18 protein-coding genes and 2 pseudogenes are annotated in these 22,716 nt (G+C 48.5%); 18 read left to right on the top strand and 2 right to left on the bottom strand.

The window, feature by feature from the left end; genetic code table 11:
• Nucleotides 1-4: 4 nt before the first annotated feature.
• The 15 genes and pseudogenes from smc (at nucleotide 5) to QZQ08_RS09745 (ending at nucleotide 19,211) form a co-directional block, all read left to right on the top strand.
• Nucleotides 5-3,565, top strand: a complete 3,561-nt coding sequence (smc, locus tag QZQ08_RS03975) for a chromosome segregation protein SMC (protein ID WP_296328184.1) — start codon at nucleotides 5-7, stop codon at nucleotides 3,563-3,565.
• On the top strand, nucleotides 3,562-4,476 hold the full coding sequence (ftsY, locus tag QZQ08_RS03970) for a signal recognition particle-docking protein FtsY (protein ID WP_296328181.1): 915 nt from the start codon (nucleotides 3,562-3,564) through the stop codon (nucleotides 4,474-4,476). Before smc ends, ftsY begins: the two co-directional genes overlap by 4 nt.
• 394 nt (nucleotides 4,477-4,870) lie before the next feature.
• A complete protein-coding gene (locus QZQ08_RS03965) occupies nucleotides 4,871-5,197 on the top strand; it encodes a co-chaperone YbbN (protein ID WP_296328178.1) in 327 nt (108 codons plus the stop codon).
• A 90-nt stretch (nucleotides 5,198-5,287) separates the two neighbouring features.
• Nucleotides 5,288-5,782, top strand: a complete 495-nt coding sequence (locus QZQ08_RS03960; protein WP_296328173.1) for an Rrf2 family transcriptional regulator — start codon at nucleotides 5,288-5,290, stop codon at nucleotides 5,780-5,782.
• A 230-nt stretch (nucleotides 5,783-6,012) separates the two neighbouring features.
• Nucleotides 6,013-6,735 carry an SIMPL domain-containing protein gene (locus QZQ08_RS03955; RefSeq protein WP_296328170.1) on the top strand — a complete coding sequence of 241 codons (723 nt, stop codon included), beginning with the start codon at nucleotides 6,013-6,015 and terminating at the stop codon, nucleotides 6,733-6,735.
• Nucleotides 6,736-6,738: 3 nt separating this feature from the next.
• Nucleotides 6,739-7,482: a 5'-methylthioadenosine/S-adenosylhomocysteine nucleosidase gene (locus tag QZQ08_RS03950; RefSeq protein WP_296328168.1), complete on the top strand. Its 744-nt coding sequence runs from the start codon at nucleotides 6,739-6,741 to the stop codon at nucleotides 7,480-7,482.
• Between the two features lie 677 nt (nucleotides 7,483-8,159).
• Nucleotides 8,160-11,573, top strand: coding sequence for an autotransporter outer membrane beta-barrel domain-containing protein (locus QZQ08_RS03945; RefSeq protein WP_296328166.1), 3,414 nt, complete (start codon nucleotides 8,160-8,162; stop codon nucleotides 11,571-11,573).
• Nucleotides 11,574-11,819: 246 nt separating this feature from the next.
• The gene (locus QZQ08_RS03940; RefSeq protein ID WP_296328163.1) at nucleotides 11,820-14,999 is read left to right on the top strand and encodes an autotransporter outer membrane beta-barrel domain-containing protein; all 3,180 of its coding nucleotides are present in this window, start codon (nucleotides 11,820-11,822) and stop codon (nucleotides 14,997-14,999) included.
• A gap of 166 nt (nucleotides 15,000-15,165) precedes the next feature.
• Nucleotides 15,166-15,678: a nitroreductase family protein gene (locus tag QZQ08_RS03935; protein WP_009015528.1), complete on the top strand. Its 513-nt coding sequence runs from the start codon at nucleotides 15,166-15,168 to the stop codon at nucleotides 15,676-15,678.
• A 17-nt stretch (nucleotides 15,679-15,695) separates the two neighbouring features.
• The gene (locus QZQ08_RS03930) at nucleotides 15,696-16,175 is read left to right on the top strand and encodes a flavodoxin (protein ID WP_016459678.1); all 480 of its coding nucleotides are present in this window, start codon (nucleotides 15,696-15,698) and stop codon (nucleotides 16,173-16,175) included.
• A gap of 16 nt (nucleotides 16,176-16,191) precedes the next feature.
• On the top strand, nucleotides 16,192-16,821 hold the full coding sequence (locus QZQ08_RS03925) for a flavodoxin (RefSeq protein ID WP_296328155.1): 630 nt from the start codon (nucleotides 16,192-16,194) through the stop codon (nucleotides 16,819-16,821).
• Nucleotides 16,822-17,005: 184 nt separating this feature from the next.
• Nucleotides 17,006-17,692 (top strand): aspartate/glutamate racemase family protein, encoded by a 687-nt coding sequence (locus QZQ08_RS03920; RefSeq protein ID WP_296328152.1) that lies wholly within the window; start codon nucleotides 17,006-17,008, stop codon nucleotides 17,690-17,692.
• A 585-nt stretch (nucleotides 17,693-18,277) separates the two neighbouring features.
• Entirely contained in the window at nucleotides 18,278-18,709 is a 432-nt protein-coding gene (gene mutT / locus QZQ08_RS03915) for an 8-oxo-dGTP diphosphatase MutT (RefSeq protein WP_296328149.1), read from the top strand.
• A gap of 24 nt (nucleotides 18,710-18,733) precedes the next feature.
• A pseudogene (locus tag QZQ08_RS03910) lies at nucleotides 18,734-18,982 on the top strand (ATP-binding protein); the annotation flags it as partial.
• 55 nt (nucleotides 18,983-19,037) lie between these two features.
• Nucleotides 19,038-19,211: an ATP-binding protein gene (locus tag QZQ08_RS09745; protein WP_366140925.1), complete on the top strand. Its 174-nt coding sequence runs from the start codon at nucleotides 19,038-19,040 to the stop codon at nucleotides 19,209-19,211.
• A 137-nt stretch (nucleotides 19,212-19,348) separates the two neighbouring features.
• On the opposite strand, the gene QZQ08_RS03905 is transcribed toward QZQ08_RS09745, so the two are convergent.
• Nucleotides 19,349-19,975: a MunI family type II restriction endonuclease gene (locus QZQ08_RS03905; protein WP_296328146.1), complete on the bottom strand. Its 627-nt coding sequence runs from the start codon at nucleotides 19,973-19,975 to the stop codon at nucleotides 19,349-19,351.
• Between the two features lie 20 nt (nucleotides 19,976-19,995).
• On the bottom strand, nucleotides 19,996-20,202 hold the full coding sequence (locus QZQ08_RS03900) for a helix-turn-helix domain-containing protein (RefSeq protein ID WP_296328143.1): 207 nt from the start codon (nucleotides 20,200-20,202) through the stop codon (nucleotides 19,996-19,998).
• Nucleotides 20,203-20,330: 128 nt separating this feature from the next.
• On the opposite strand from QZQ08_RS03900, the gene QZQ08_RS03895 reads away from it, so the two are divergent.
• The 3 genes and pseudogenes from QZQ08_RS03895 to QZQ08_RS03885 all read left to right on the top strand — a co-directional run.
• The gene (locus tag QZQ08_RS03895; RefSeq protein WP_296328139.1) at nucleotides 20,331-21,146 is read left to right on the top strand and encodes an MT-A70 family methyltransferase; all 816 of its coding nucleotides are present in this window, start codon (nucleotides 20,331-20,333) and stop codon (nucleotides 21,144-21,146) included.
• Between the two features lie 506 nt (nucleotides 21,147-21,652).
• Nucleotides 21,653-21,856, top strand: a complete 204-nt coding sequence (locus QZQ08_RS03890; RefSeq protein WP_296328136.1) for an excisionase — start codon at nucleotides 21,653-21,655, stop codon at nucleotides 21,854-21,856.
• A gap of 64 nt (nucleotides 21,857-21,920) precedes the next feature.
• Nucleotides 21,921-22,661, top strand: a pseudogene (locus tag QZQ08_RS03885) (integrase DNA-binding domain-containing protein); the annotation flags it as partial.
• Between the last annotated feature and the right edge of the window lie 55 nt (nucleotides 22,662-22,716).

Raw genomic sequence — 22,716 nt, 5'->3', positions numbered from 1 at the left:
CTACGTGCGATTAAAGTCATTTGAAGCCCACGGCTTCAAGTCCTTTGCCGATAAGGTCAATGTCAATTTCGAAAACGGGATTACGGCCATCGTTGGACCAAATGGCAGCGGCAAGAGCAATATTTCCGATGCCATCCGCTGGGTCATGGGTGAACAGAGCATCAAGTACCTGCGCGGAACCAAGATGGAAGATGTCATCTTTGCCGGCAGCAGTGCCCGCCGGCCCTTGGGTATGGCCGATGTGACCCTTGTTTTTGACAATAGTGATCATGATCTTCCGGTGGACTTTGATGAAGTCAGTATCCGCCGCCGTGTATACCGCAGCGGTGAAAGTGAATATGCCATCAATGGCAAGAACTGTCGGTTAAAGGATATTGTAAATCTCCTTGCCGACACGGGTCTGGGGCGCGGATCGCTTTCCATCATCGGCCAGAATAAGATTGATGAGATCCTAAACAGCCGTCCCGAAGACCGGCGTACCATTTTTGAGGAAACGGCAGGTATTGCCAAATATCGTCTCCGTAAAAAAGAAGCCATGAGAAAGCTCGATGATACGGAAGGAAACCTTCTGCGCATCCACGATATCCAGACAGAGATTTCCGGTCAGCTGAAACCTCTTGAAAAAGCAGCGGAAAAGGTTCGTACCTATAAGGAACTTGATGCTCGCTATGAACGGGTGCGTGTAACACAGCTTGTGCGCCGGCTGGACCACCTGGAAAAGGAAAAGAGCGATATTGAGGCGCGTCTTGAAGGGTGGGGGAAAGAGGAAAGGCGCCTTGATGAAGAGGCCGCTCAGCTCCAATCTGAAATCGACGCCAAAAATAAGGAACTCCGAGACCATGATGCTTCTTTTGGAGCCTATCAGGAAAGCGTGCGCAAAAAACAGGAAGCGCGCAGCCAGTGCGTCAGTGAGGCGAGCGTTTACCGTGAGCGAATGCGTCAAGGTAAGATCCAGATTGAGCAGATGCAGGGCGTCGTGGCACGCCTTGAAAAGGACCTCGAAGCAAACCAGGAAAACCTGGCCCTCCTTACGGGCACCTATGATGAGGAAGAAGCAAAGTATCAGGCTGTGAAGGCGTCCCTTTCCCGTACGGAAAAGGAAAAGGACGAACTGACGCGCCTTGTGGCAGCAAGCGAAAAGCGCAGGGAAGAGGCCCAAAACGAGAATTTTGAGCGTATGCGGGAACTTGTAACGCTGCGCAATGAGCTTAACGCTGCCCATCAGGAAGAAGAACAGCTTCATCGCCGCTTGGCCCAGATGAAGGAAAAAATGGACCTTGCCGAAGATGAGGTAAAAAGCGCGGCAGAACGCCTGGAAAACGGCAGTTCAGCTCTTACAGACGCAAAAAACCAGCAGGAGCGTGTCAAGGAAAAGGGCACGGCAGCCAAAACACGTCTTGATGAGCTCGTCGCTCACTTGGAAGAAGCCAAAAAGGCCGTAGCCGGCAAGGAAAGGCAGCTGAGTGAAAAGAAAGCCCGCATCCAGGTCATCCAAAATATGGAACGGGACCATGATGGCTTCAGCCGCGGGGTCAAGACCATCCTTCAGTCAAAAGCAGGCTGGCGCAGCGGAATCTGCGGCGTTGTGGGCGAGCTGCTCCATGTCGAAGGCCGCTATGTAACGGCCATTGAAACGGCGCTTGGCGGGGCTCTGCAGAACATCATTACCCGTGATGCCCAAACGGCCAAGGAGGCCATCCGTCACCTTAAGAGCCAAAAAGGAGGGCGGGCGACTTTTCTGCCCCTTGATACCATCCGGCCCCGCAGCCTTTCCCCTAAGGAAAAAGAAGCCCTCAAGGCACCTGGTATCATCGGCCTTGCCTCAAGTCTCGTTTCGGTCGATGCGGACCTTATGCCGGCCGTGGATTTTCTTCTGGGACAGGTTCTTGTGGCTGAAACCCTGGATCAGGCCCTAGATGCGGCTAAACGGGCCGATATGCGCGTTCGCGTCGTAACCCTTGAAGGGGACGTCATCTATTCCGGTGGGTCCCTTGCAGGCGGTGAAAAAGAAAATCGCAGGAGTTTCCTTTCCCGCCATCAGGAACTTGAAACGCACCAAAAGGAACGGGCCCAATTGGAAAAAGAGTTGGCAGCTCTTAACCAAGCCCTCCAGGAAGTCCTTCATCAGGAACAGGATGCAGTCATTGACCGCAATCAGTGTGCCGATACCTACCAGAAACTGGCTGTTTCCATGGCAACCCTGTCCGCCCAAGTGGAACAGGCCCAAAAGGAATTGGGTGAAAAGAATGAAAGTCTTCTCCTTCTTTCCGATGAAAAAACGGAGGCAGCGAAGGCCTATCTTGCCATAACTGAAAAAATCAAGAGCCTTGAACCCCAGGTAAAGACCCTTGAGGAGGCAGATTCACAGAAGCGGGAAGAAGCCCGCAGCCAGGAAGAAACCCTCCAAAAGGACAAGCTTCGCCTTGAGACGTTGAACCAAAAATATCAGGATGTCATCGTTTCCTATAACACCCTCAAAACGCAGATCACGTCCCTTGAAAGCCGCATGGCAGAAATCGACGAGCGCAGTGCCAAAGCCGAAAAGGATCGCCTGAACGAAGTGGCTGAAATCGAAAAGACCGAAGCCATGCTGAAAAAATCAGAAGGGACCATTGCGTCCCTTGAGGAAAAAATCAAGGCCTTTGACAAGAGTCTTGAAGGGACGGATGAAAAGACCCAGGCCTTTATAAAGACGCGAAAGGGCTATGAAGAGGGCCGTGACATCCTTCTTGAAAATGCCCGCAAGCTTCAGGAACGCCTGGAAGGCCTCAAGGAAAAGCGTCATCAAGTCGAGATGGACAGCGTAAGAAAAACCTCTGAAATGGAAAGCACGGCAGGAATCTTAGCTGATAATTTCAAGCTGTCCGTGGAGGAAGCCCGGGAAAAAGCCCTGACTGATATCGGGGAAGGAGCCCTCAAGAAAGAAGAAATTCTCCTTGCTCAAAAGATTGAGGACCTGGGGCCTGTGAACCTTGCGGCTGAAGAGGATTACCAAGCGGCAAAGGAACGGTATGAATTCCTCACCAAACAGTACGATGATATGGTGACTGCGAAAAAGCAGCTTGAACTTGTCATCAGTGGAATCAATTCAGATATGACCAAACGATTCCGAGAAGCCTTTGACAAAATCAACGAGTATTTTGGCAAGTGCTATGAGAAGCTCTTCGGCGGTGGGAAGGCACGTCTTGTCATCCAAAATGAAGAAAACCTTCTCGAAACGGGCATCGACATTGAAGCCCAGCCGCCAGGGAAAAAGATGCGGAACCTATCCCTTTTTTCTGGCGGGGAGCGGGCCCTTACCGTCATTGCCTTGCTTTTTGCTCTTCTTTCCTATCATCCGGCGCCTTTTGTCATCCTTGATGAAATCGACGCGCCTCTTGACGAAACCAATATCGATCGTTTTGCTGAGTTCCTTCGGGACTATGGAAAACGGACCCAATTTATCATCATCACCCATCGTAAAGGCACGATGGAAGCTGCGGACACGCTGCACGGCGTCACCATGAGTGAATCCGGCGTCTCCCGTGTCCTATCCGTTAAACTATCGGAGGTGGCCGCTTCATGAGTTTTGTTGAAGAGTTACGTCAGGGCCTTGAAAAGACCCGCAAGAATTTTACAGAGCGCATGGAAGACCTGGTCGGGATCAGTGTTGATCTGGACGAGGACTTCATGGATGAGCTCGAAATGATCCTCGTTGCAGGCGACGTAGGCATCAAGACGACGGAAAAGATTATGCAGGCTTTGAGAAAAGCGGCAGCGACGCGAGAAATCAAGTCCCCCGCTGAAGCCCTGCCTTTTATCAAACAGTACATCGCTGACATGCTCACTGTTAAAGGCCCGCGCATGAACTTTAAAGGGCATCCCACCATCGTTCTTGTTGTTGGGGTAAACGGCGTGGGCAAGACAACGACCATTGGAAAACTCGCCAACTATTATCGCCTCATGGGCTATAAAGTTATGTGTGCGGCTGCCGACACGTTCCGTGCTGGTGCTGTGGAGCAGCTTAAGATTTGGGGCGAAAAGGCGCAGGTTCCTGTCATCAGCCATGGGGATATCGGGGCAGACCCGGCTGCTGTCGTCTATGATGGTGTGAAAGCAGCCCTGGCCCGCCATACGGATGTCCTTTTTGTCGATACGGCAGGCCGTCTCCATAACAAGACGAACCTCATGAAAGAACTTGATAAGATGTACCGCGTTATCCGCAAGGAAGTGCCCGACGGACCCCATGAAACGCTTCTTGTCCTAGACGCAACGACCGGACAGAACGCCATTACCCAGGCTAAGATTTTTCTCGAGACCGCGCATGTTACAGGTGTTGTCCTAACGAAACTTGACGGTACGGCCAAAGGTGGCGTCGTTGTTGCCATCAAAGAAGAACTGGGTCTTGACGTCAAGTGGATCGGTATTGGAGAAGGCATGATGGACTTCCGGCCCTTTGATCCAAAAGTCTTTGTGGATGCGCTCTTTGATCGGTGATAAGGGCCATGAGCCTCGCCAGCACAAGGAAACGGATTTGATACAGGATGTGAGCCCATTGCGTTAGACAAGTACTTGCTATCGCAATGGGCTCTTTCTTATCCAATGGAACGCTCCGCCTTAGGGGCTAAGGGACGCTCGGATGCTTTTCTTTTTCCTTCCTTTCTTTTGATTTATTTGACGTAGGTAAGTGACAAAGAAAGAGTCGGGTGGATTCCTGCTGCACCGAAGCAGACCGCGTTCACTCCGATTGCGTAGAAGGCTGCCGCTTCTTTTCAGCAGCTGCAAAAATGCAATCTTGACAAACTAAACTGTAGTAGATAAAATTACAGTAATCAAAGAAATCATTCTCCATCGGTCCTTATGGATCTCTTGTCATAAAGGAGTGTTTGATATGGCATTTAACATGATTACTGGTGAAACTTTTGAAAACGAAGTGGTAAAGAGCAAGAAACCCGTTGTTGTAGGTTTTTCTGCTCCTTGGTGCAAATACTGTGCAAAACTGAAACCTGCTTTAGGCGAGCTTGCCATGGAAATCGATGATAAGGTCGATTTTGCTGGTGTCAATATCGATGAAGACGAAGCCTTGGCCCGTCAATTCCATATTGAAGTCATTCCGAGCCTGATGCTCGTCAACAAGGGAACCTATAGTGAACTTCTCGTCAACCCACCGACAAAAGAAGCTGTCGCTGACTGGCTGAAGGAAAAAGGGGTTCTCTAAGGTATTCCTGTTCTGGTAAAAAAGCGGTCCGACGGGCTGCCTGAGGGGATGGAGTGTCCATCTCCTTTTTGTATAAAAGGAGTCATGTGAGTGAAAAGTGATTTCATTGTTGCTGTTCATGCCTTGGTTTACCTGACCCATTTGGGCACCTTGGTCTCCAGTGATGAACTGGCACGCAATATCTGTACGAATCCCGTCCGGGTCCGTAAGATCATGGGAAAATTAAAGAAATTGGGCCTTGTTGAGACCAAGGAAGGTCATGTCGGCGGCTACGCTGCTGTATCGGGTACTGAAAAGACGACCCTGCTTACCATTGCAGATGGTCTCGGCATTTCCTTTGTCGATACCAAATGGCGGAGCGGGACAGAAGACATGGACTGCTTTATATCAAGCGGTATGTCCCTTGTCTTTGACCGGCTTTATGAAAAGATGAACTGCGCTTGCCGGGAAGAATTGAAGCACATCACCCTCGAATCCATTGCCCAAGAAGTTGTCGATCGTCAACGAGCCCGCATGGAAAAATGTCATGGTGAGCGCTGCCATGACTGCCCCGCGTGGGACCGATATAAACGAAACCGTTCCTGATCCAAATCGCTTGAATTGAATCTGTCAAAACGCCCCTATGAACGATATGGAATCGTTTATGGGGGCTTTTGCTTTTTGAAAAAAGTTGGGCGATCCAAAGAGATTCAAAGGGAAAAATCCGTGCTCAGGAATTTTGTCCTTTTGTTTCAACCATCCTGGTTAAAGAGTTCACCCTCTTTTCACTCCCTCATGGTATAATAAGATCATTAAATGTAATGAGGTGAATCAAAGTGAAAAAATTCTTAGCATCTGCCGCACTTTTTCTCTGTGTTTTCAGTACTGGCCTTCCCACGGTCCATGCCGAGCAGCCTCTGGATACGGTTGCCGTGACGGGAACGGCCCGCAAAATGGTGGCTCCCGATATGGCAGCGGTTACGTTTTCCTATGAAACCACGGGAGATACGGTTGAAGCCGTCCGTGCCGGCGGCGCCCAAATGTCAACAAAGGTCCTTGCCAAACTTACGGCCTTGGGAATTTCCAGTGCTGATATGGCAACGACGCGCTACACCGTTGCACCGACCTATACCTATGAAAAAAATGGCCGCCAGAAACTAACGGGCTATCGCCTTTATGCTTCTTGGTCCGCCAAGGTCAAGAACCTTAATGAATTGGGTACTGTTGTTGACGGTGTCCTTTCAACCGGTGTGAACCGGGTGGAATCTCTTTCCTATGGTCTCCAAAATGAGTCCGTCTATCGCCGTCAGCTCATGACGGAAGCGGTTGCAAATGCCCGCCAGAGTGCCCAGACGATCGCCAATGCGGGGGGACGGGGACTTGGCGTCCTGCGTCAGGCCAGTGTCAGCGAATCGAACTTTACCCTCGGTGCTTCCCCCCGTCTTCTCATGATGGCAAAAACTGCAAGCGACAGCACCGCACCGGAGACAAACTTTGCACCCCAACCTTATGAAGTGAGCGTTACGGTCAATACAGTCTTTGCCATGACCTTGGAGTAACCCATGTCTGATGCCAGGCTTACGCCTTTAGAAGACGGGAAGGGACCGATTGTTCTCCAAGGCGCCATGGAAATGGAAGTGGCTCCTTTCATCAAGCGCCTCAAAGGGGCTGAACTTAACGTGTACGGAGATTTTTCCTTTTGGCGAGGAACCTTTGGCACGCGTCCCCTGATCATTTCTAAGACCGGCATCGGCACGGCCGCGGCTGGTGCAGCAACGGCTCTTGCCTGCGCTCTTTATCAACCTTCCCTTATCGTGAACCAAGGTACGGCCGGTGGTTACGGCGACCTTGCTGTAGGTGACGTGGTGGTAGGAAGCGCTCTTTATAACGCCAACGCTCGCTATCTGGGACGTGATGGCCTGCGTTTTATGGAGCTTGGCGCCCTTGAACATGAGTCCGTGGCTGCCATGGACTTTCCCGATGTGCCGCCGCTTCTTGAGACGGATGAAAGGCTCCGAAACATACTGAAGGCCTTTCTCAAAAAAAGCGGCACTTCCTACCGCACGGGTATCATCGCCTCAAGTGACCAATGGAACGAGGCGCCCGAACAGATTAAATGCATTCGGGAAAAAACGGGGGCCCTCTGCGAAGAAATGGAAGCCGCTGCGGTTTGGATGACCGCCAAACGTTTCCATGTTCCCTGCACTTTTGTCCGCATCATCTCCAATAATAATGAACGGGGCCTATCCTTTGATGCCTCCGTTTGTGAGACTTTATCTCGCATATTGCAGAATTTCCTTATGTAATCAATGGTTAGCTAATCAACAGCCTTTTCCTTCGAATCGGGAGAGGCTGTTTTTATTATGTGGGCTGGGTGACGCCGATTAGGTAAAATGCAGCCTGCAAGGCCTATTTCGACCTTGAACGGGGCACTGTTCCAGCTGCAATGAGAAATGGAGCCAGGATGTGGAACTTGGCTGGAGCTTCTATCCCCTTCGCCTATAGTTGCTGCGGATAGGGAATCATCCTTTGGGAAACAGGAAAATAATCGTGATTTATGTAACAATAATTACATAAATCGAAAAAATGGCAATCTTTCTTACATAAAAATCTTATTTCTTATAGGGTAAAATAATCATTATATGGTAAAATAACGTTGAATATGGGAATAAATAGAAAAAATAGATAAAACAAAGAATCTATAATGAACCAAACTTGCCATGTCCTCTTACGAGATTGTTTTTTGGAATGTCTGGAGAAAGGAAAGGCGTTTTCTTTTTTGCTGGGTTTTTGGTAAAAAAGAGGCCTTTCTCCTGTAAAGATATAGGCTTGTTGGAAAGGCGGTGCGGTAAAATCCCATTTTATTCAGCCCCCCTTTTTCCCTTGGGGGCACGGACACCATATAACAACAGGTTGCATGATGCCCTATCGCTTTGTTTGGTGATCTGTTTTCTCTTATCTCGGCAGAACTGCTCAAGGAGGAATGATGATGATTTACTTATCCCATAAAAAAAAGGTGCTTTTATCGGCAGCTGTCCTATTCGCGTTATCGTCAGGGGAAGCTTCTGCAATTTCTTATACTGGAGGAATCTCCAACGTTACTTCTTCCAATGAAACACTGGACGAACTATATGCAGCAAATAAGGCGACGGTCACCGTGACAGGGAGCGGTACGATTACTTTTACCCCATCAGGAACCGCCGATGGAAAGGGAGCGATCGATGCCAGCGGGGAATCGGCCGTGACGATTGGATCTATTTCTTCACCTTATGACAGCTTGACGGCAAATGGGGAAATCCTTGCCGAGAATAAGAGTACAGTGAATCTCTATGCAAAAGAAATGAGCATCAATAAAGGGGACGATTATGCAGCGGTAACAGCAACCAACGGATCGACCATTAACATAGGGACTGCAAATACAACTTCCCTAAAAGGACCGATTGGAGCCGTTGATTCTGGCAGCCGCATCACTGTCGATGGTTCCACGATTTCCCTGACCCATAATACCGTTGGAGAAGAGGGCGTCACCTATAATTATGACCTCGAAACGCGGGGGATTCATGTGGAAGACGGCGCTTCCGTTCGAATCGGCAGCGATCATACAACGTCCCTTGCAATCGATGTGAAAAATGGCAGCGATGATTCGTCCATTTTTGTTGATGGGGATGATTCCAAGCTGGAGCTTTATGGAAAAAACATTTCCGTCACGGCAGAAGACGGTATCTATAATGGTGGTATAGGAGGAGAAGGCGCCCCTACTCATTTTGGCGGCGGCAGCTTAGTGATTGGTTCGGACAGTACGGATTCCTTGACCGTAAATGGCAGGATCATAACTGGGGGGATAGATGATGGTTATTGGCAGCCCCCTGCAAAAACGGGCATCACCAATACGAAGCTTGAGGGGTCTTCCATTGTTGTAAATGACCGTGCTGAGGTTTATCATGGTGGATCTTTGGCAATTGGGTCCGCACGCACGGAATCTGTTAAGACAAAGGGCCTTGTGGCTGACCGTTATAGTGAAATAACGGTTCTCGGTCATACCATTACCGTTGGCGGGTCAGAAGACTATTCAAGGAAGGCCGAGGACAACGTATCTATTCATGTGAATTATAATGGGAATGTCAATATTGGTGATGATGATACAGATACGGTTCAGATTCCGGGTAAGATTATTTTGGGAGATACTAACGGATCTGAACTGACCGTAAGAGGCAATGAAATCCGCATCGGTACAAATGGGGAAACAAACGATATTCACATTTTTGAGAATGATGCGGGCTCCAAATGCAGCATTGGTGATGAGAATACGGAATCAGTCATTATGACTGGACATTTGTCAAATGGTGAGCAATCCGTACTTACTATTGTCGGAGATACGGTGACACTCGAAGGGGATGTCTATAACGTTTTGCCAGGGACTTTCCTTACAGTGGATGGTACGACAATATCGCTGACGTCAGATAAGGCTGTCTTAGAAGGGTATCCGTACACAGTTATGGCAGTCGAGGGCGGTGTCATGACCCTGGGAAGCAGCAGGACCGAGTCCCTTACCCTTGTTGGTATGGTTGCCTCATTAGTGGAGGAGGAGCCCGATACCAAAGTCTCTCTTGATGGCTCGGCGATTACCTTAGAGAACGGTGCTGTTGCTACGGGAAATGGGGCTGCACTTACGATTGGCAGCGCCGGGGTGACAAAGACCCTTACAGGTGACCTTACGGCCACGGATAAAGGCGTTGTTACGGCGACGCTCTCCGGAACTTATACGGGAGATGCTGTGGCTAGTGATGCCGGTACGCTCAGCCTTAGGGCAGGATCTTCTGAGGGTAACCTGACTTCCAAAGGTTCCGGCAGCACGCTTTCGGCAACTGTTTCGGGAACTGCCGTGGGAGATGCCTCGGCTGCGGATAGTGGCAATTTGACCTTAACAACAGGCTCCCTTACAGGCAATCTCACGACTTCTGATAACGGCACACTTGCGGCAACTGTCAGCCATACCTTTACGGGTAAGACGACAGACGATGCCGATACAATGACACTTACCCTCAATAGCGGCGCCACGTGGAACCTGACGGATTCTTCTACTGTCAGTACCCTGAACGCAGAGGGGGCAAATATTAACCTTATGGACGGCACGCTGGGCGAGACCCTGACGGCAGATTCCTTTGCCGGTGACCGTGCGACCGTATCCCTCGATGCCGATGGCACAACGAACACGGGCAACGACCATGTCTACGTCACGGGAAGCCATACGGGAACGACGGCCCTGCACCTTCGCAGCACGTCCAATACCTGGGAAGGGGCTCTGGGCACCGTATTGGCCAGCGTAGGGGATGAAGAAGGAGCCTTTGTGAGCGACGCAGAGATGGAAGCAGCTCTCCACTACTACGACCTGAAGCTGGACAGTACGACAGATAACGTAACCGATGGCTACGGCACCGATTGGTACCTCAAAGGCGTCACAAAGACTCCGACAAATGACGAAGGGCACCACACGACGGTGGTCCGGAACCTCGGCGGCATTACGGGAGGCAACTACCTTCTTTGGAGAAGTGATATGGATACGCTCTTCCGCCGCATGGGCGAAGCGGACGGGTCCCTTACGGACAATACGGATAACGGGATCTGGGCTCGGGGCAAGGGTAAGAAATTCAGCCGCGTGAGCGACTTCCTTGTTGACTCCAAGTATAATGAGTACGAAGTGGGCTACGACTGGCTCCATAAGAAGACGGAAACGAAGGAGCACGTCATCGGTGTGGGCTTTGCCTACCTTGATGGCGATGCAACCTACGTGTCAGGGAAAGGGGACCTCAAGGGCTATACCCTAGGCCTTTACGATACGCAAGTCTGGAAAAACGGGCAGTACCTTGACCTCAGCCTCAAAGGGTCACGGTATGAAAATGAATTTGGTTATACCGGTCTTGGCCGATTCATTGACGGTCAGTCGAACAGTACGGGCTTTTCCTTCGGAGCCGAATATGGCTACAAGAAAAAGGACGAAAAGGGCTGGTTTGTGGAGCCGCAGGCCCAGGTTGTCCTGGGACACTTCCGGAACGATGCCTTCACCGATTCGAACGGGGTGCACGTGGAAGGCGAAAGCCTGAACACCGCCCTGGGACGGATTGGAGCCCGGGCTGGGTATGAAAGTCCGCGTTTTGCGGTCTATGCAAAAGCCAACTGGTACCATGACTTTGGCGGCAACCATGTGACGGTCATGTCCGTGGATACGGACCGGCTGCGCGTCCATGAAGATTATGGCGATACCTGGTTCTCCTATGGACTGGGCGGCGCCTACAAAGTCAATGACAGCCTGCAGGCCTATTTCGACCTTGAACGGGGCGACGGTTCCAGCTATGATGAAAACTGGAGCTGGGACGTGGGACTGCGCTGGAGCTTCTGATAAGTACCCTATATGGGCATGTGGATCCTTTGCGGTTCACATGCCCATCTTATTGTTTGTACTGCCCTTCCTTTTCTAGTTGGGAAGCAGTAAATTAAGACGCGGGAAATCATATACTTAAGAAAAATTTTTCTTGATTAACTCAATATGTTATAATAAAAAAGTAGATAAATGGCAGAAATGGGTAAAAAATAGAGAAAATTGGATATCTTCATAGTGACCTATTGCTGCTGAGGAGGAAGATAAATGCAGGGAAGAACTGGAAAAAGGGGAACATTGCTGACCTTTGCTGTTTTGCTGACCCTATCATCAGGGACTGCGTATGCGGCTGATTCTATAGAAATCAAAGAAACGACAGGCATACAGGTAAAAGAGGGTGCGTCCTATAGCCGCGGCAGTGATGAGACAGAGTTCCTTACGATAGCTGTAGAAAATTCGGATAATGGGGCTGCTATTGCAGTTGATGGTTCGTCCGCGGCTGGTGGCTCAAAAGCGTCCCTGACCCTTTTCGGCAAAAACATTGCCGTTACAGTACCAAAAGGAATCTTTAATGGAGATACGGAAGGTGGGATCATCCCGTCGGAAGAAACCGCTACGGACTATGCAGGCGGCACGGTTCAAATCGGTTCGGAAAGTACGGATGTTGTCAAGGTTTCCGGAGAGCTTCGCACCGTTGGAGTAGGAGCTGCCACAACGCTTCGGGGTTCCCAGATTACAACGGATGCGGTCAATACATATAATGAGGGGGAGACAACCCTCGGTACGGAAGAAACCCGTCTCGTTACCCTTAAGAAAACAAATACGCTAAATCATGCTTCCTTGACCGTGCTGGGAAAACAGATTGTTTTTAAGGATGCCGCAGCAACAGACAGCGGCACGACAAATGAGCAAAAATTTCAATATATCAGTGCAAGTAATGGAAGCTCCGTAACGATTGGCAGTGACGCAACAGAATCCGTTCAGGTGGGGGACGGGATTTCAATCCAAGGGTCAGATTTTACAGTCAAGGGCCAGCATATTGTTCTTGGTACAAAAAACCTCGATTATTATCATCACTGGGGTGGAAAGGCCATCATCGGTGGTTCAGGGACAAGTTCTGTAGAAAGTCATGGCCCGATTCGGGTATGGTCTCATCCATCTACACCGAAATTTCTTGAGACAACGATTACCGCTGATACCGTGACCTTAAATAGCAAGGTAGATGCTTATGGAAGCATGGCATCCCTCATCGTGGATGGAGTAACCATATCCCAGACGGAAGAAAAACCGTGGGATTCTTTTATGTCTCCCGTGAGAGCTTCATTCGGAGGCTTACTGGTCCTTGGCAGCAGCCGAACAGAGTCCCTTTCCGTGGCAGGGGAGGTCCAATCCAGCGACTGGTTCAGCAGTACCGTAAATACCAAAGTGAAGCTTGACGGCAAGGAGATTACCTTAAAAAATGGAGCTAAGGCAGAAGGAAAAGGATCGCTGGTCGCTATCGGTACGGCTGGAGTGACAAAGACCCTGACAGGTGACCTTTTGGCCGATGCTGGTACGGTAACGGCTGTTGTTTCAGATGTCTATACGGGAAACGCGACGGCCAAGTGGGACAGAAAACCTAAAGAGATTACAAAAAGTGCGGGCACCCTTTCGCTCACAGCAGCTTCTGCCAAGGGAGACCTTAGTGCAGAAGGTCCAGACAGCACATTGACAGCAACTCTTTCGGATTCTCTTGATGGGAACCTTAAAGCAACGGATAGCAGTCACATCAAGGCTTCAATCGGCGGGACGCTGACAGGCGATGTAAGTGCCATTGACTCTGATATTACCCTTACTGCGGGCTCTGTCATCGGCAATCTCTATGCCGAAGATGATTCACCTGCTTCCATTACGGCAGACGTAGGAAACTTAACGGGAACCGCTACGGCTGCAAGTACGGGAGCAAAGATTACGCTTACAGCAGATACGGTAACAGGTCACCTCGCGACAGTAAAGGGAGGTACCCTTACGGCGTCCATTGCCAATACGTTTATGGGAACAACTTCGGATGACTCCATCGAAGATCTGGCGACAAACGACCTCGTCTTGAATCTTGCAGGCGGCGCCACGTGGAAGTTGACGGATTCTTCTACTGTCAGTACCCTGAACGCAGCGGGGGCAAATATTAACCTCATGGACGGCACGCTGGGCGAGACCCTGACGGCAGATTCCTTTGCCGGTGACGGTGCGACCGTATCCCTCGATGCCGATGGCACAACGAACACGGGCAACGACCATGTCTACGTCACGGGAAGCCATACGGGAACGACGGCCCTGCACCTTCGCAGCACGTCCAATACCTGGGAAGGGGCTCTGGGCACCGTATTGGCCAGCGTAGGGGATGAAGAAGGAGCCTTTGTGAGCGACGCAGAGATGGAAGCAGCTCTCCACTACTACGACCTGAAGCTGGACAGTACGACAGATAACGTAACCGATGGCTACGGCACCGATTGGTACCTCAAAGGCGTCACAAAGACTCCGACAAATGACGAAGGGCACCACACGACGGTGGTCCGGAACCTCGGCGGCATTACGGGAGGCAACTACCTTCTTTGGAGAAGTGATATGGATACGCTCTTCCGCCGCATGGGCGAAGCGGACGGGTCCCTTACGGACAATACGGATAACGGGATCTGGGCTCGGGGCAAGGGTAAGAAATTCAGCCGCGTGAGCGACTTCCTTGTTGACTCCAAGTATAATGAGTACGAAGTGGGCTACGACTGGCTCCATAAGAAGACGGAAACGAAGGAGCACGTCATCGGTGTGGGCTTTGCCTACCTTGATGGCGATGCAACCTACGTGTCAGGGAAAGGGGACCTCAAGGGCTATACCCTAGGCCTTTACGATACGCAAGTCTGGAAAAACGGGCAGTACCTTGACCTCAGCCTCAAAGGGTCACGGTATGAAAATGAATTTGGTTATACCGGTCTTGGCCGATTCATTGACGGTCAGTCGAACAGTACGGGCTTTTCCTTCGGAGCCGAATATGGCTACAAGAAAAAGGACGAAAAGGGCTGGTTTGTGGAGCCGCAGGCCCAGGTTGTCCTGGGACACTTCCGGAACGATGCCTTCACCGATTCGAACGGGGTGCACGTGGAAGGCGAAAGCCTGAACACCGCCCTGGGACGGATTGGAGCCCGGGCTGGGTATGAAAGTCCGCGTTTTGCGGTCTATGCAAAAGCCAACTGGTACCATGACTTTGGCGGCAACCATGTGACGGTCATGTCCGTGGATACGGACCGGCTGCGCGTCCATGAAGATTATGGCGATACCTGGTTCTCCTATGGATTGGGCGGCGCCTATAAGATCAATGACGGTCTGCAGGCCTATTTCGACCTTGAACGGGGCGATGGTTCCAGCTACGATGAGAACTGGAGCTGGGATGTGGGACTGCGCTGGAGCTTTTGATCAAGAAATCACCCTGCCTCTTTGGCAGGGTGATTTTTTTTGCGTTTTGAGCATGAAAGACTGAGCTCAAAAGGTATGGCGCGGCATCTTGACCCTGCCTAAAAAGCGTGACATACTGTATTTGCTAACAGTGCGTCAGGATTGATTCCAAAGGAGTGCGATAGCCATGGAATTCTTGAATCTCATAAAAGAGCGATATTCCTGCAAAAAGTTTGATGGCCGTCCCATCGATGAGAGTGTCCTTACAGCCATCCTTGAGGCGGGGCGCCTAGCCCCAACGGCAAAAAATGCCCAGGCTCAGCGCGTTTACGTCCTTACTTCCCCCAAGGCCCTTGCGGCCCTTGACAGCATAACGCCTTGCCGTTATGGGGCTCCTGTTGTCCTTGCCGTAGCCTATGATAGGAACAGCGTCTTCCATTATCCTGGAGATACCCGCGATTCCGGGGCCGAAGATGCCTCGATTGTGGGCGTCCATATGATGCTTGCGGCAAAAAATGTGGGAGTCGACAGCTGCTGGGTCAATTTCTTTGATCCAGAAAAACTCAAAAAGGCCTTGACCCTTCCGGAAAACGAAGACCTTGTGCTCCTTCTTGATTTAGGCTATAGAGGGGAAGGCGGCGGACCTCTTTTGAATCATACATCAAGAAAACCTCTTGTAGAAACTGTTAGGGTTTTGTGAGAAGGAAGGTGCTTTCCATGAAAAAAATCCTCGTTGCCTATTTCAGTGCAACTGGAACGACACGAAAGGCTGCCAAAGCCCTTGCTGAGGCTGCTGACGCGGATCTTTACGAAATCCGCCCCAAAGTGCCCTACACGGCCAAGGACCTTGACTGGATGGATCCTCGTTCACGGTCATCTTTGGAAAAAAAGGCCGGGGCGCCTTTACCGGAACTTTTGGACCACAATGCTGCGCCCGCGTCCTATGATGTCATTTTTTTGGGTTTCCCGATTTGGTGGTATGAAGCTCCAAAAATCATCACGAGTTTCCTCAAGGCGTACGATTTCAGCGATAAGAAAATCATCCTATTTGCCACAAGCGGCGGCAGTGGTTTTGGAAAGACGTTGGAAAAGTTGAAGCCTGCCGCAGGGCCGCATGCAGACCTTATGGAAGGACGGATCCTTAATGGCCGTGTCGGTGAGGGCACACTGAAAAAGCTTCTGGCAGCTTCTGTATAAGAAAGGACGGATCATCATGAACCGAATCATGAAACTAGCAGGCATCCTCTTAATGGGCTTTATTCTGGCCTACATGGGCGGCTGTGCTTCAGCCGGCGGCGAAGAAAAGGCGGCCTCCAAGAAGGCAGGCGCAGAGCAGGCAGCTTCACCCAAAGGGCGTCCGGACGTTCTTGTTGCCTATTTTTCCCAGACGGGAAATACGCGGACCGTGGCCCAAAAAATTGCGGCCCTAACGGGCGGCACCCTTTACGAAATTACGCCGGAAATTCCCTACAGCAAAGATGACCTTGACTACAATGTCAAGGACAGTCGGGCCAATCGGGAACAAAACGATGCCTCCGCCAGACCTAAACTGCGGGGAACGCCTGAGCATTTCCAAGATGTGAAAGTCATTTTCCTAGGGTATCCAATTTGGTGGGGGATTGAGCCGCGCAGCATCGATACCTTCAGCGAAAGTCTTGATTTTACGGGAAAGACGATTGTTCCCTTCTGCACAAGCGGTTCCAGCGGTATCGAAAAAAGTGAGGAAAATCTTGCTTCCCTGATTCCTGGTGCCAAATGGAAAAAAGGCAGACGATTTGAAAAGACGGTGAGTGAAGAAGACCTCAGAAAATGGATCAAGGACCTGGATCTTTCCCTTCATTGAGCACAAAGGGCCCTTCTATGATTGTCTTGGACCGTCTATGGTTCTTAAAAACCGTCATGCCATGGGCCCTTATGCTTATTCTAACTTCATAAATGATTGATGCGTTGTGAACGTACCTTCCCCTATAGAGGGAGAGACTTTTTACAGGATTGGTTAACAAATATCAATAAAAAGGAAAAAGAACATGAAAAAATTAGGCCTTATTGGAGGAACGGGTCCTGAGTCAACCCTTATCTATTACAAAACGATTACCTCCCAGGTTGAGAAAAAAACGGGAAAATTTCCCTATCTGACGATAGAGAGCCTGAGCGTTTTTGACGTTCTTCAGTATGCCTCTTCAAATGACTGGGGAGGTCTCAGTGAATATCTTCTTGAGGGATTTGAGCATCTTGCTGCGGCAGGCTGTGAATTTGCGGCCCTTACAGGAATCACGCCTCATGCAGTTCTTGATGAAATCAGGAAACGGGCACCCATCCCCGTCATTAGTATGATTGATACGACGGCCCAGGCGCTAAATAAACAAGCAATTTCATCTGTCCTTTTACTGGGAACGAAACCGACGATGTCAGGCACGTTCGTAACAAAACCACTGGAACGCCAGGGTATCCGTGTCTTTGTTCCGGAGCCAGATATCCAGGAACAAATCAATGACCATATTGAAAACGAATTGGAAATTGGCCTTGTAAAGGAAAGTACCCAGGAATTTTTTAAAACCTATTGTCAGGAAGCGCTGAAAAGGTACCCTGTCCAAGCCATTATCCTTGGCTGTACAGAACTGCCCCTGGCCTTTAAGGATCTTTTTCTTCCCGTCCCCACTGTGGATGTGATGGATGTCCATATCCGCACGCTTATCGATATGCTTCTTGCCTGAGATGAGGCATTTTGAACCCCGCTGGAAGATGCCCGCAGCAGCATCATTTCATGGGATTCATGCTGGTGGTAACAGACGGTCATTGGAAGCGTGTGAAACGGGCGCATGGCGGATGATGATGCTGCCGCAAGATTGTTCCGTGGACCTTGATGGGTAACCGTCCCAGCAAGGTCTTTTTCATTGCCTTGATAATGATAATCGTCCGATTTTCTGCTACAATAGGAAGAAACGACAGCGGAAGTAAGAAAATTTCCTTTCGTATCCTCAGGAGGACTTTCAAAATGGCTCTAAAAATCCTGTTTGTGTGCCATGGCACTACCTGCTTTGATCTTTGAAAACCCGCATAAACAGGGGATCTGCGGCAGTTTGTGAAGGGATCATACTACTGTTTTACTACCGATACCACAATATATTGTGGTTAACGTAAAAATTAAATACACAATGTGTAGTATGACGTTTGACTTTTAAAAGAGCCGTGACGGGATCGTTGAAGATCCTGCCATGGCTTTTTTGTTGTCCGGATTTTCGAACACTGTCTATGGTATAATAAAGACAGTCCAACTTTGGATAAAAGGAGAGATGGCTTTGAAAACGGTACAGGTCGTGGCAGCGCTGATCATCAACCAAGATAAGGTTTTCGCCACCCAGCGGGGTTATGGGGAATTCAAAGACGGTTGGGAATTTCCTGGTGGAAAGATCGAACCTGGAGAAACTCCGGAGCAGGCCATCAAACGGGAGATTCAGGAAGAACTGGCCACGGAGATCCGGGTAGAGAAGCCCCTGACCACCGTGGAATATGACTATCCCACATTCCATCTCTCCATGCAGTGCTTTATTTGTAAGGTGGAACGGGGCAAGCTGACTCTGCTGGAACACGAAGCGGCCCGGTGGCTTTCCTATGACGAATTGGATAATGTGAATTGGCTGCCGGCTGACCGAGTTGTGGTGAGAGATTTTCGGAAGTATCTGGTAACAGATACAGGAGCTAAGTTCGATGGCTTTTGTGGAGCGGTCTGAGAACCTGATCCTTTTGGGCCACCGGGCGTTGGAAAAACACACTTGGCTACGGCTTTTGCTGTAGATGCACTGCAGCACGGGATGACCGCATACTTCACTACGCTGTCTCACTTGATGGATAACTTAGAAAAGCGGAAAGCAAAGGGAATGCTGGCGAGACGATACAAATTTTATGCCCGCCCGGATCTTTTGATTATTGATGAAGTTGGATATATGCAACTGACCAGGCAGCAGGCAGAGCTGCTCTTTCAAGTTATCTGTTCGCGGTTATAAGCGGGGCAGCGTGATTATGACCAGCAACAAATATTTCAGCGATTGAGATGAACTTATGAGTGACTCAGTGATAGCAACAGCCATTTTGGACAGACTGCTGCACAATGCACATGTGGTAAATATTAAGGGAGAAAGTTACCGCTTAAAAGATCGACTGCGTGCCGGCCTGAATCCGGCCGTTGTTTCTTCTGGCCTTGGCCATTCCGGCCAGGGAAAATGCCGGCCTTAAAAGTGCAAGAACTGGGAAACCACCGTTTTATTGGGTCACTTTTAACCGGCCAAATGGGTCAAAAATATTCCGGTCTTGACAAGTGCTTTTAGGCAATTACATTATATGATAATGTAAAACAACATTTATTACACAGTTCAATCAAGTGCTTTACATAGATATTTATAAAAATGATCAACTAATGGTTGTCCACCCATTCCAGGACGCCACATAAAATAATTTTTTTCATAACCATCAAACCAAAAGGCAATTTCTCTATTTCTTTTTGGATCTCGTGTAATGTCTCCCTCAAGGACAACCCAAAATGGTAAAATATTAGGGTCAGTTATTCCTCCTATTTTTCGGTAAGCATGCAATAGACCAGGAGTGAATAACTTACACATTCGTTCATGCGCATTTCCTCGACCTGCGCTAGGATCTTTTCCTTCAACCCATCCATCCTGTCTTTTGATTTCTCCAAACAGAATTTTACCTGTTTTTATATTCGTAATTGCAAAGTCAGGAGAAATCCCCCAACCTCTACTCTGCGCGTGACGCATAGTTTCTTCATCTGGATTATATATTTGTGCTAGAGTTTCTGGTGATAATTGGACATTTTCATAAAGGTGTTTTAAATTGGTTGGATGATCAGAAATAATATAATCTGTACCACGAAAAGCCTCACGGAATACACTATACAAGTTTTGTTCAGCTTTTCCAGCTTTACCACCAGGGCCTGATTCCGTTTGCCAGTTACTACGTTCTTGCAGTTCATGTCTTGCCATTAAATGATGAACTCCTTTCTTTACAATCCTTGAAACAATTCTTCAAGAGTTATGTCAAGGCCATCTGCTATTTTCTTAATATTTTTTAATGAAATGTTTCTTTTTCCAGCTTCAACAGAGGCATAATAAGTTCTATCCATATCAATTTTTAAAGCAAATTTTTCTTGGCTAAAACCCTTATCACATCTTAAGGCTCTAATGCGTTGTGCAAAATCATTTAATATCATTTGCATCACCCTTGGAAAGTGTAACGAATTGATGCTTTTAAAACAACGGATTATAAGTAACATTTCTTGACTGTTTTTCGATTTTCGGGTATTCTTGTAAAGATAGTAAAGGAAAGGAATGATTTTATATGGCAGAAGATAATAAAACAGGCACCATCACTGCCTATTCAATCTATAGTATTGAACAGAAAAAAAGAACCAAAATTAATCCCCTTAAAGATGTTTATCCGCCTTTACCACAAAAAAAGTATGAAGTAATATATGCTGACCCTCCGTGGGATTACGGTGGGAAGATGCAATATGATAAGACAACAATCAAATCAGAAAATAAAGATTTCGAAAGAAAAATATTTTTGAGCTCGGCTGCTTTTAAATATCCAACGCTTAAATTAAAACAGCTAAAAGAGCTTGATGTCCCGTCTATCACGGCGGAAGATTGCCTACTTTTTATGTGGACAACGGGCCCCCAAATGGCTAATGCTATCGAACTAGGGAAAGCATGGGGCTTTGAATATAAAACCATTGCGTTTGTATGGGACAAAATGGTGCATAACCCTGGCAGATATACTCTTTCGCAGACTGAATTTGTTCTTGCGTTCAAGCATGGTAGGTTTCCTCAACCACGCGGAGCACGGAATGTACGCCAGATGGTAGAAATACACCGTGGAAAACATAGTGTAAAGCCAGTAAAGGTAATTGACGGCATAACAAAGATGTTTCCAACACAAAATAAGATTGAACTATTTGCTCGAAATAATTATGTTGGTTGGGATAATTGGGGACTTGAAATACCAGACGAAAAAATCGAAATAAAAACAGCAGAAGAACTTGAAAAAGAACTTCGCGAAAACGGTAATCTTGATTTTCAAACAGATAAAGAAAAACAAATTCAACAAAGATTTGACTTAAAAGCAAGCTTGAATATTGAAGACGCTTTATTTTAAACTTATAACAGTAGGTGTATAAAAATACGCCTGCTGTTTTTTATTACAATATTTATTTGAATTATTAGTAAAATAGTCATACTTTTCTGTTTATATATGTAAGGTTAAACATTTTTGGTGAACTGCAGATCATCAACAACAGATTACAGAAGAAATACAGTATGAAGAAGAAACAAATGTCGGAATTGCTAAAAGCCAGGGAACAGTCCAATCGGCTCGGAAATTTATTGAAAGAAATAGAAATGACCTCGATCAGGCAGGAAGAAAGAATCTTTAAGGAGTGCCAACGCATAATTAGAACTGTACGAGAAAGCAATTAATAGAACACAGAAACGGCTGAAGGCACAATGGAATAGGCACGGTTCTGTTGGTGGCTTTGGTGCGGAAATGAATGTAGCCATGGTGGGAAAAATCCTGCCATGGCTTTTTTTCGTGTAAAAAGTACTTATGGCCCCCATTTCTGTCCTGTTACCAGTAGAAATAGACAGAACAGGAGGTTTGAAATTATGGAAAGCAAAGAGATTCCCTCTAACCAGCGGTATGCCCTGACCGTGAAGGAGGCCCGCCAGTATTTCCACATTGGGGAAAAGCGGCTGCGGCGGATTGCGGTGGAACACCCTGGAGCGGAGTTTTTGGTCTGGAATGGACGGAAGGTGCTGATCATCCGGGAGGAGTTTGAAAAGTTCCTCCGCCAGACGTCCTGTATTTAAGTTGACTTATTTGACATTTGGAGTGATGAATTAGGATGCCAAACAAGGAGAAAGGGGAAAACCAATGAAAAAAATCCATATGCGGGGCCGTGTGCGCCGGGACAAGAAGAGAAGGATCTTACGGGCGGGAGAGTCCGTGCGGATCGATGGAAAGTATCAGTTCAAATATATGGTGAACGGGCGGCCGAAATTCCTGTACAGCTGGAAGCTGGAGCCTACGGATCCCTTGCCGCCGGGACGGAAACCCTGCCTATCCCTCCGGGAAATGGAAGACAGCCTGGAAGTGAAACTGGTGATCTGCCCCAATGCCCATTCGGATTCCATGACCGTCCTGGAACTGGTCCAGCGGTACCTGATGCTGAAAAAGGGTGTCAAACCCAATACCCTGAGCAACTACAAGTTCGTGGTCAATGCCCTGAAGAAAGAACGCTTTGCCCAGAAAGCCATTGGGAAAGTGAAAATGTCCGATGCCAAATTATGGCTGATCAAATTGCAGTCCGAAGGAAAGGGATACAGTTCCATTCACAGCATCCGGGGTGTGGTGCGGCCCGCATTCCAAATGGCTGTAGATGATGAAATCTTGTGGAGAAATCCCTTTAATTTCGAAATGAAAGAGGTCTTGATCAACGATAGTGTGAGAAGGGAAGCTCTTTCCAAAAGAGATATGCGGATTTTCCTGGATTTCATAAAGAATGACGAGTATTATTGTAGATATTATGAGGGAATTTTCATCCTGTTCCATACTGGGCTGCGGATCTCGGAATTTTGCGGATTGACGGTAAACGATATCGACTTGGAAAAAAGAGGTTCTTCACGTATTTTTGGGGGATTCCAAATCATACGTAGGTAAAGACAGGTAC

The sequence above is a fragment of the uncultured Acidaminococcus sp. genome (assembly GCA_900538365.1).
Taxonomy (GTDB): domain Bacteria; phylum Bacillota; class Negativicutes; order Acidaminococcales; family Acidaminococcaceae; genus Acidaminococcus.
Note: the sequence above shows the minus strand (reverse complement) of the source record. Positions and strands in the feature narration are given on the sequence as shown.

Bases quoted from the DNA above. Each gene is read 5' to 3' on its own strand.
- ftsY (WP_296328181.1), top strand. From the start codon at position 3,562: ATGAGTTTTGTTGAAGAGTTACGTCAGGGCCTTGAAAAGACCCGCAAG.
- QZQ08_RS03965 (WP_296328178.1), top strand. From the start codon at position 4,871: ATGGCATTTAACATGATTACTGGTGAAACTTTTGAAAACGAAGTGGTA.
- QZQ08_RS03950 (WP_296328168.1), top strand. From the start codon at position 6,739: ATGTCTGATGCCAGGCTTACGCCTTTAGAAGACGGGAAGGGACCGATT.
- QZQ08_RS03945 (WP_296328166.1), top strand. From the start codon at position 8,160: ATGATGATGATTTACTTATCCCATAAAAAAAAGGTGCTTTTATCGGCA.
- QZQ08_RS03940 (WP_296328163.1), top strand. From the start codon at position 11,820: ATGCAGGGAAGAACTGGAAAAAGGGGAACATTGCTGACCTTTGCTGTT.
- QZQ08_RS03935 (WP_009015528.1), top strand. From the start codon at position 15,166: ATGGAATTCTTGAATCTCATAAAAGAGCGATATTCCTGCAAAAAGTTT.
- QZQ08_RS03930 (WP_016459678.1), top strand. From the start codon at position 15,696: ATGAAAAAAATCCTCGTTGCCTATTTCAGTGCAACTGGAACGACACGA.
- QZQ08_RS03925 (WP_296328155.1), top strand. From the start codon at position 16,192: ATGAACCGAATCATGAAACTAGCAGGCATCCTCTTAATGGGCTTTATT.
- QZQ08_RS03920 (WP_296328152.1), top strand. From the start codon at position 17,006: ATGAAAAAATTAGGCCTTATTGGAGGAACGGGTCCTGAGTCAACCCTT.
- QZQ08_RS09745 (WP_366140925.1), top strand. From the start codon at position 19,038: ATGAGTGACTCAGTGATAGCAACAGCCATTTTGGACAGACTGCTGCAC.
- QZQ08_RS03905 (WP_296328146.1), bottom strand. From the start codon at position 19,975: ATGGCAAGACATGAACTGCAAGAACGTAGTAACTGGCAAACGGAATCA.
- QZQ08_RS03900 (WP_296328143.1), bottom strand. From the start codon at position 20,202: ATGATATTAAATGATTTTGCACAACGCATTAGAGCCTTAAGATGTGAT.
- QZQ08_RS03895 (WP_296328139.1), top strand. From the start codon at position 20,331: ATGGCAGAAGATAATAAAACAGGCACCATCACTGCCTATTCAATCTAT.
- QZQ08_RS03890 (WP_296328136.1), top strand. From the start codon at position 21,653: ATGGAAAGCAAAGAGATTCCCTCTAACCAGCGGTATGCCCTGACCGTG.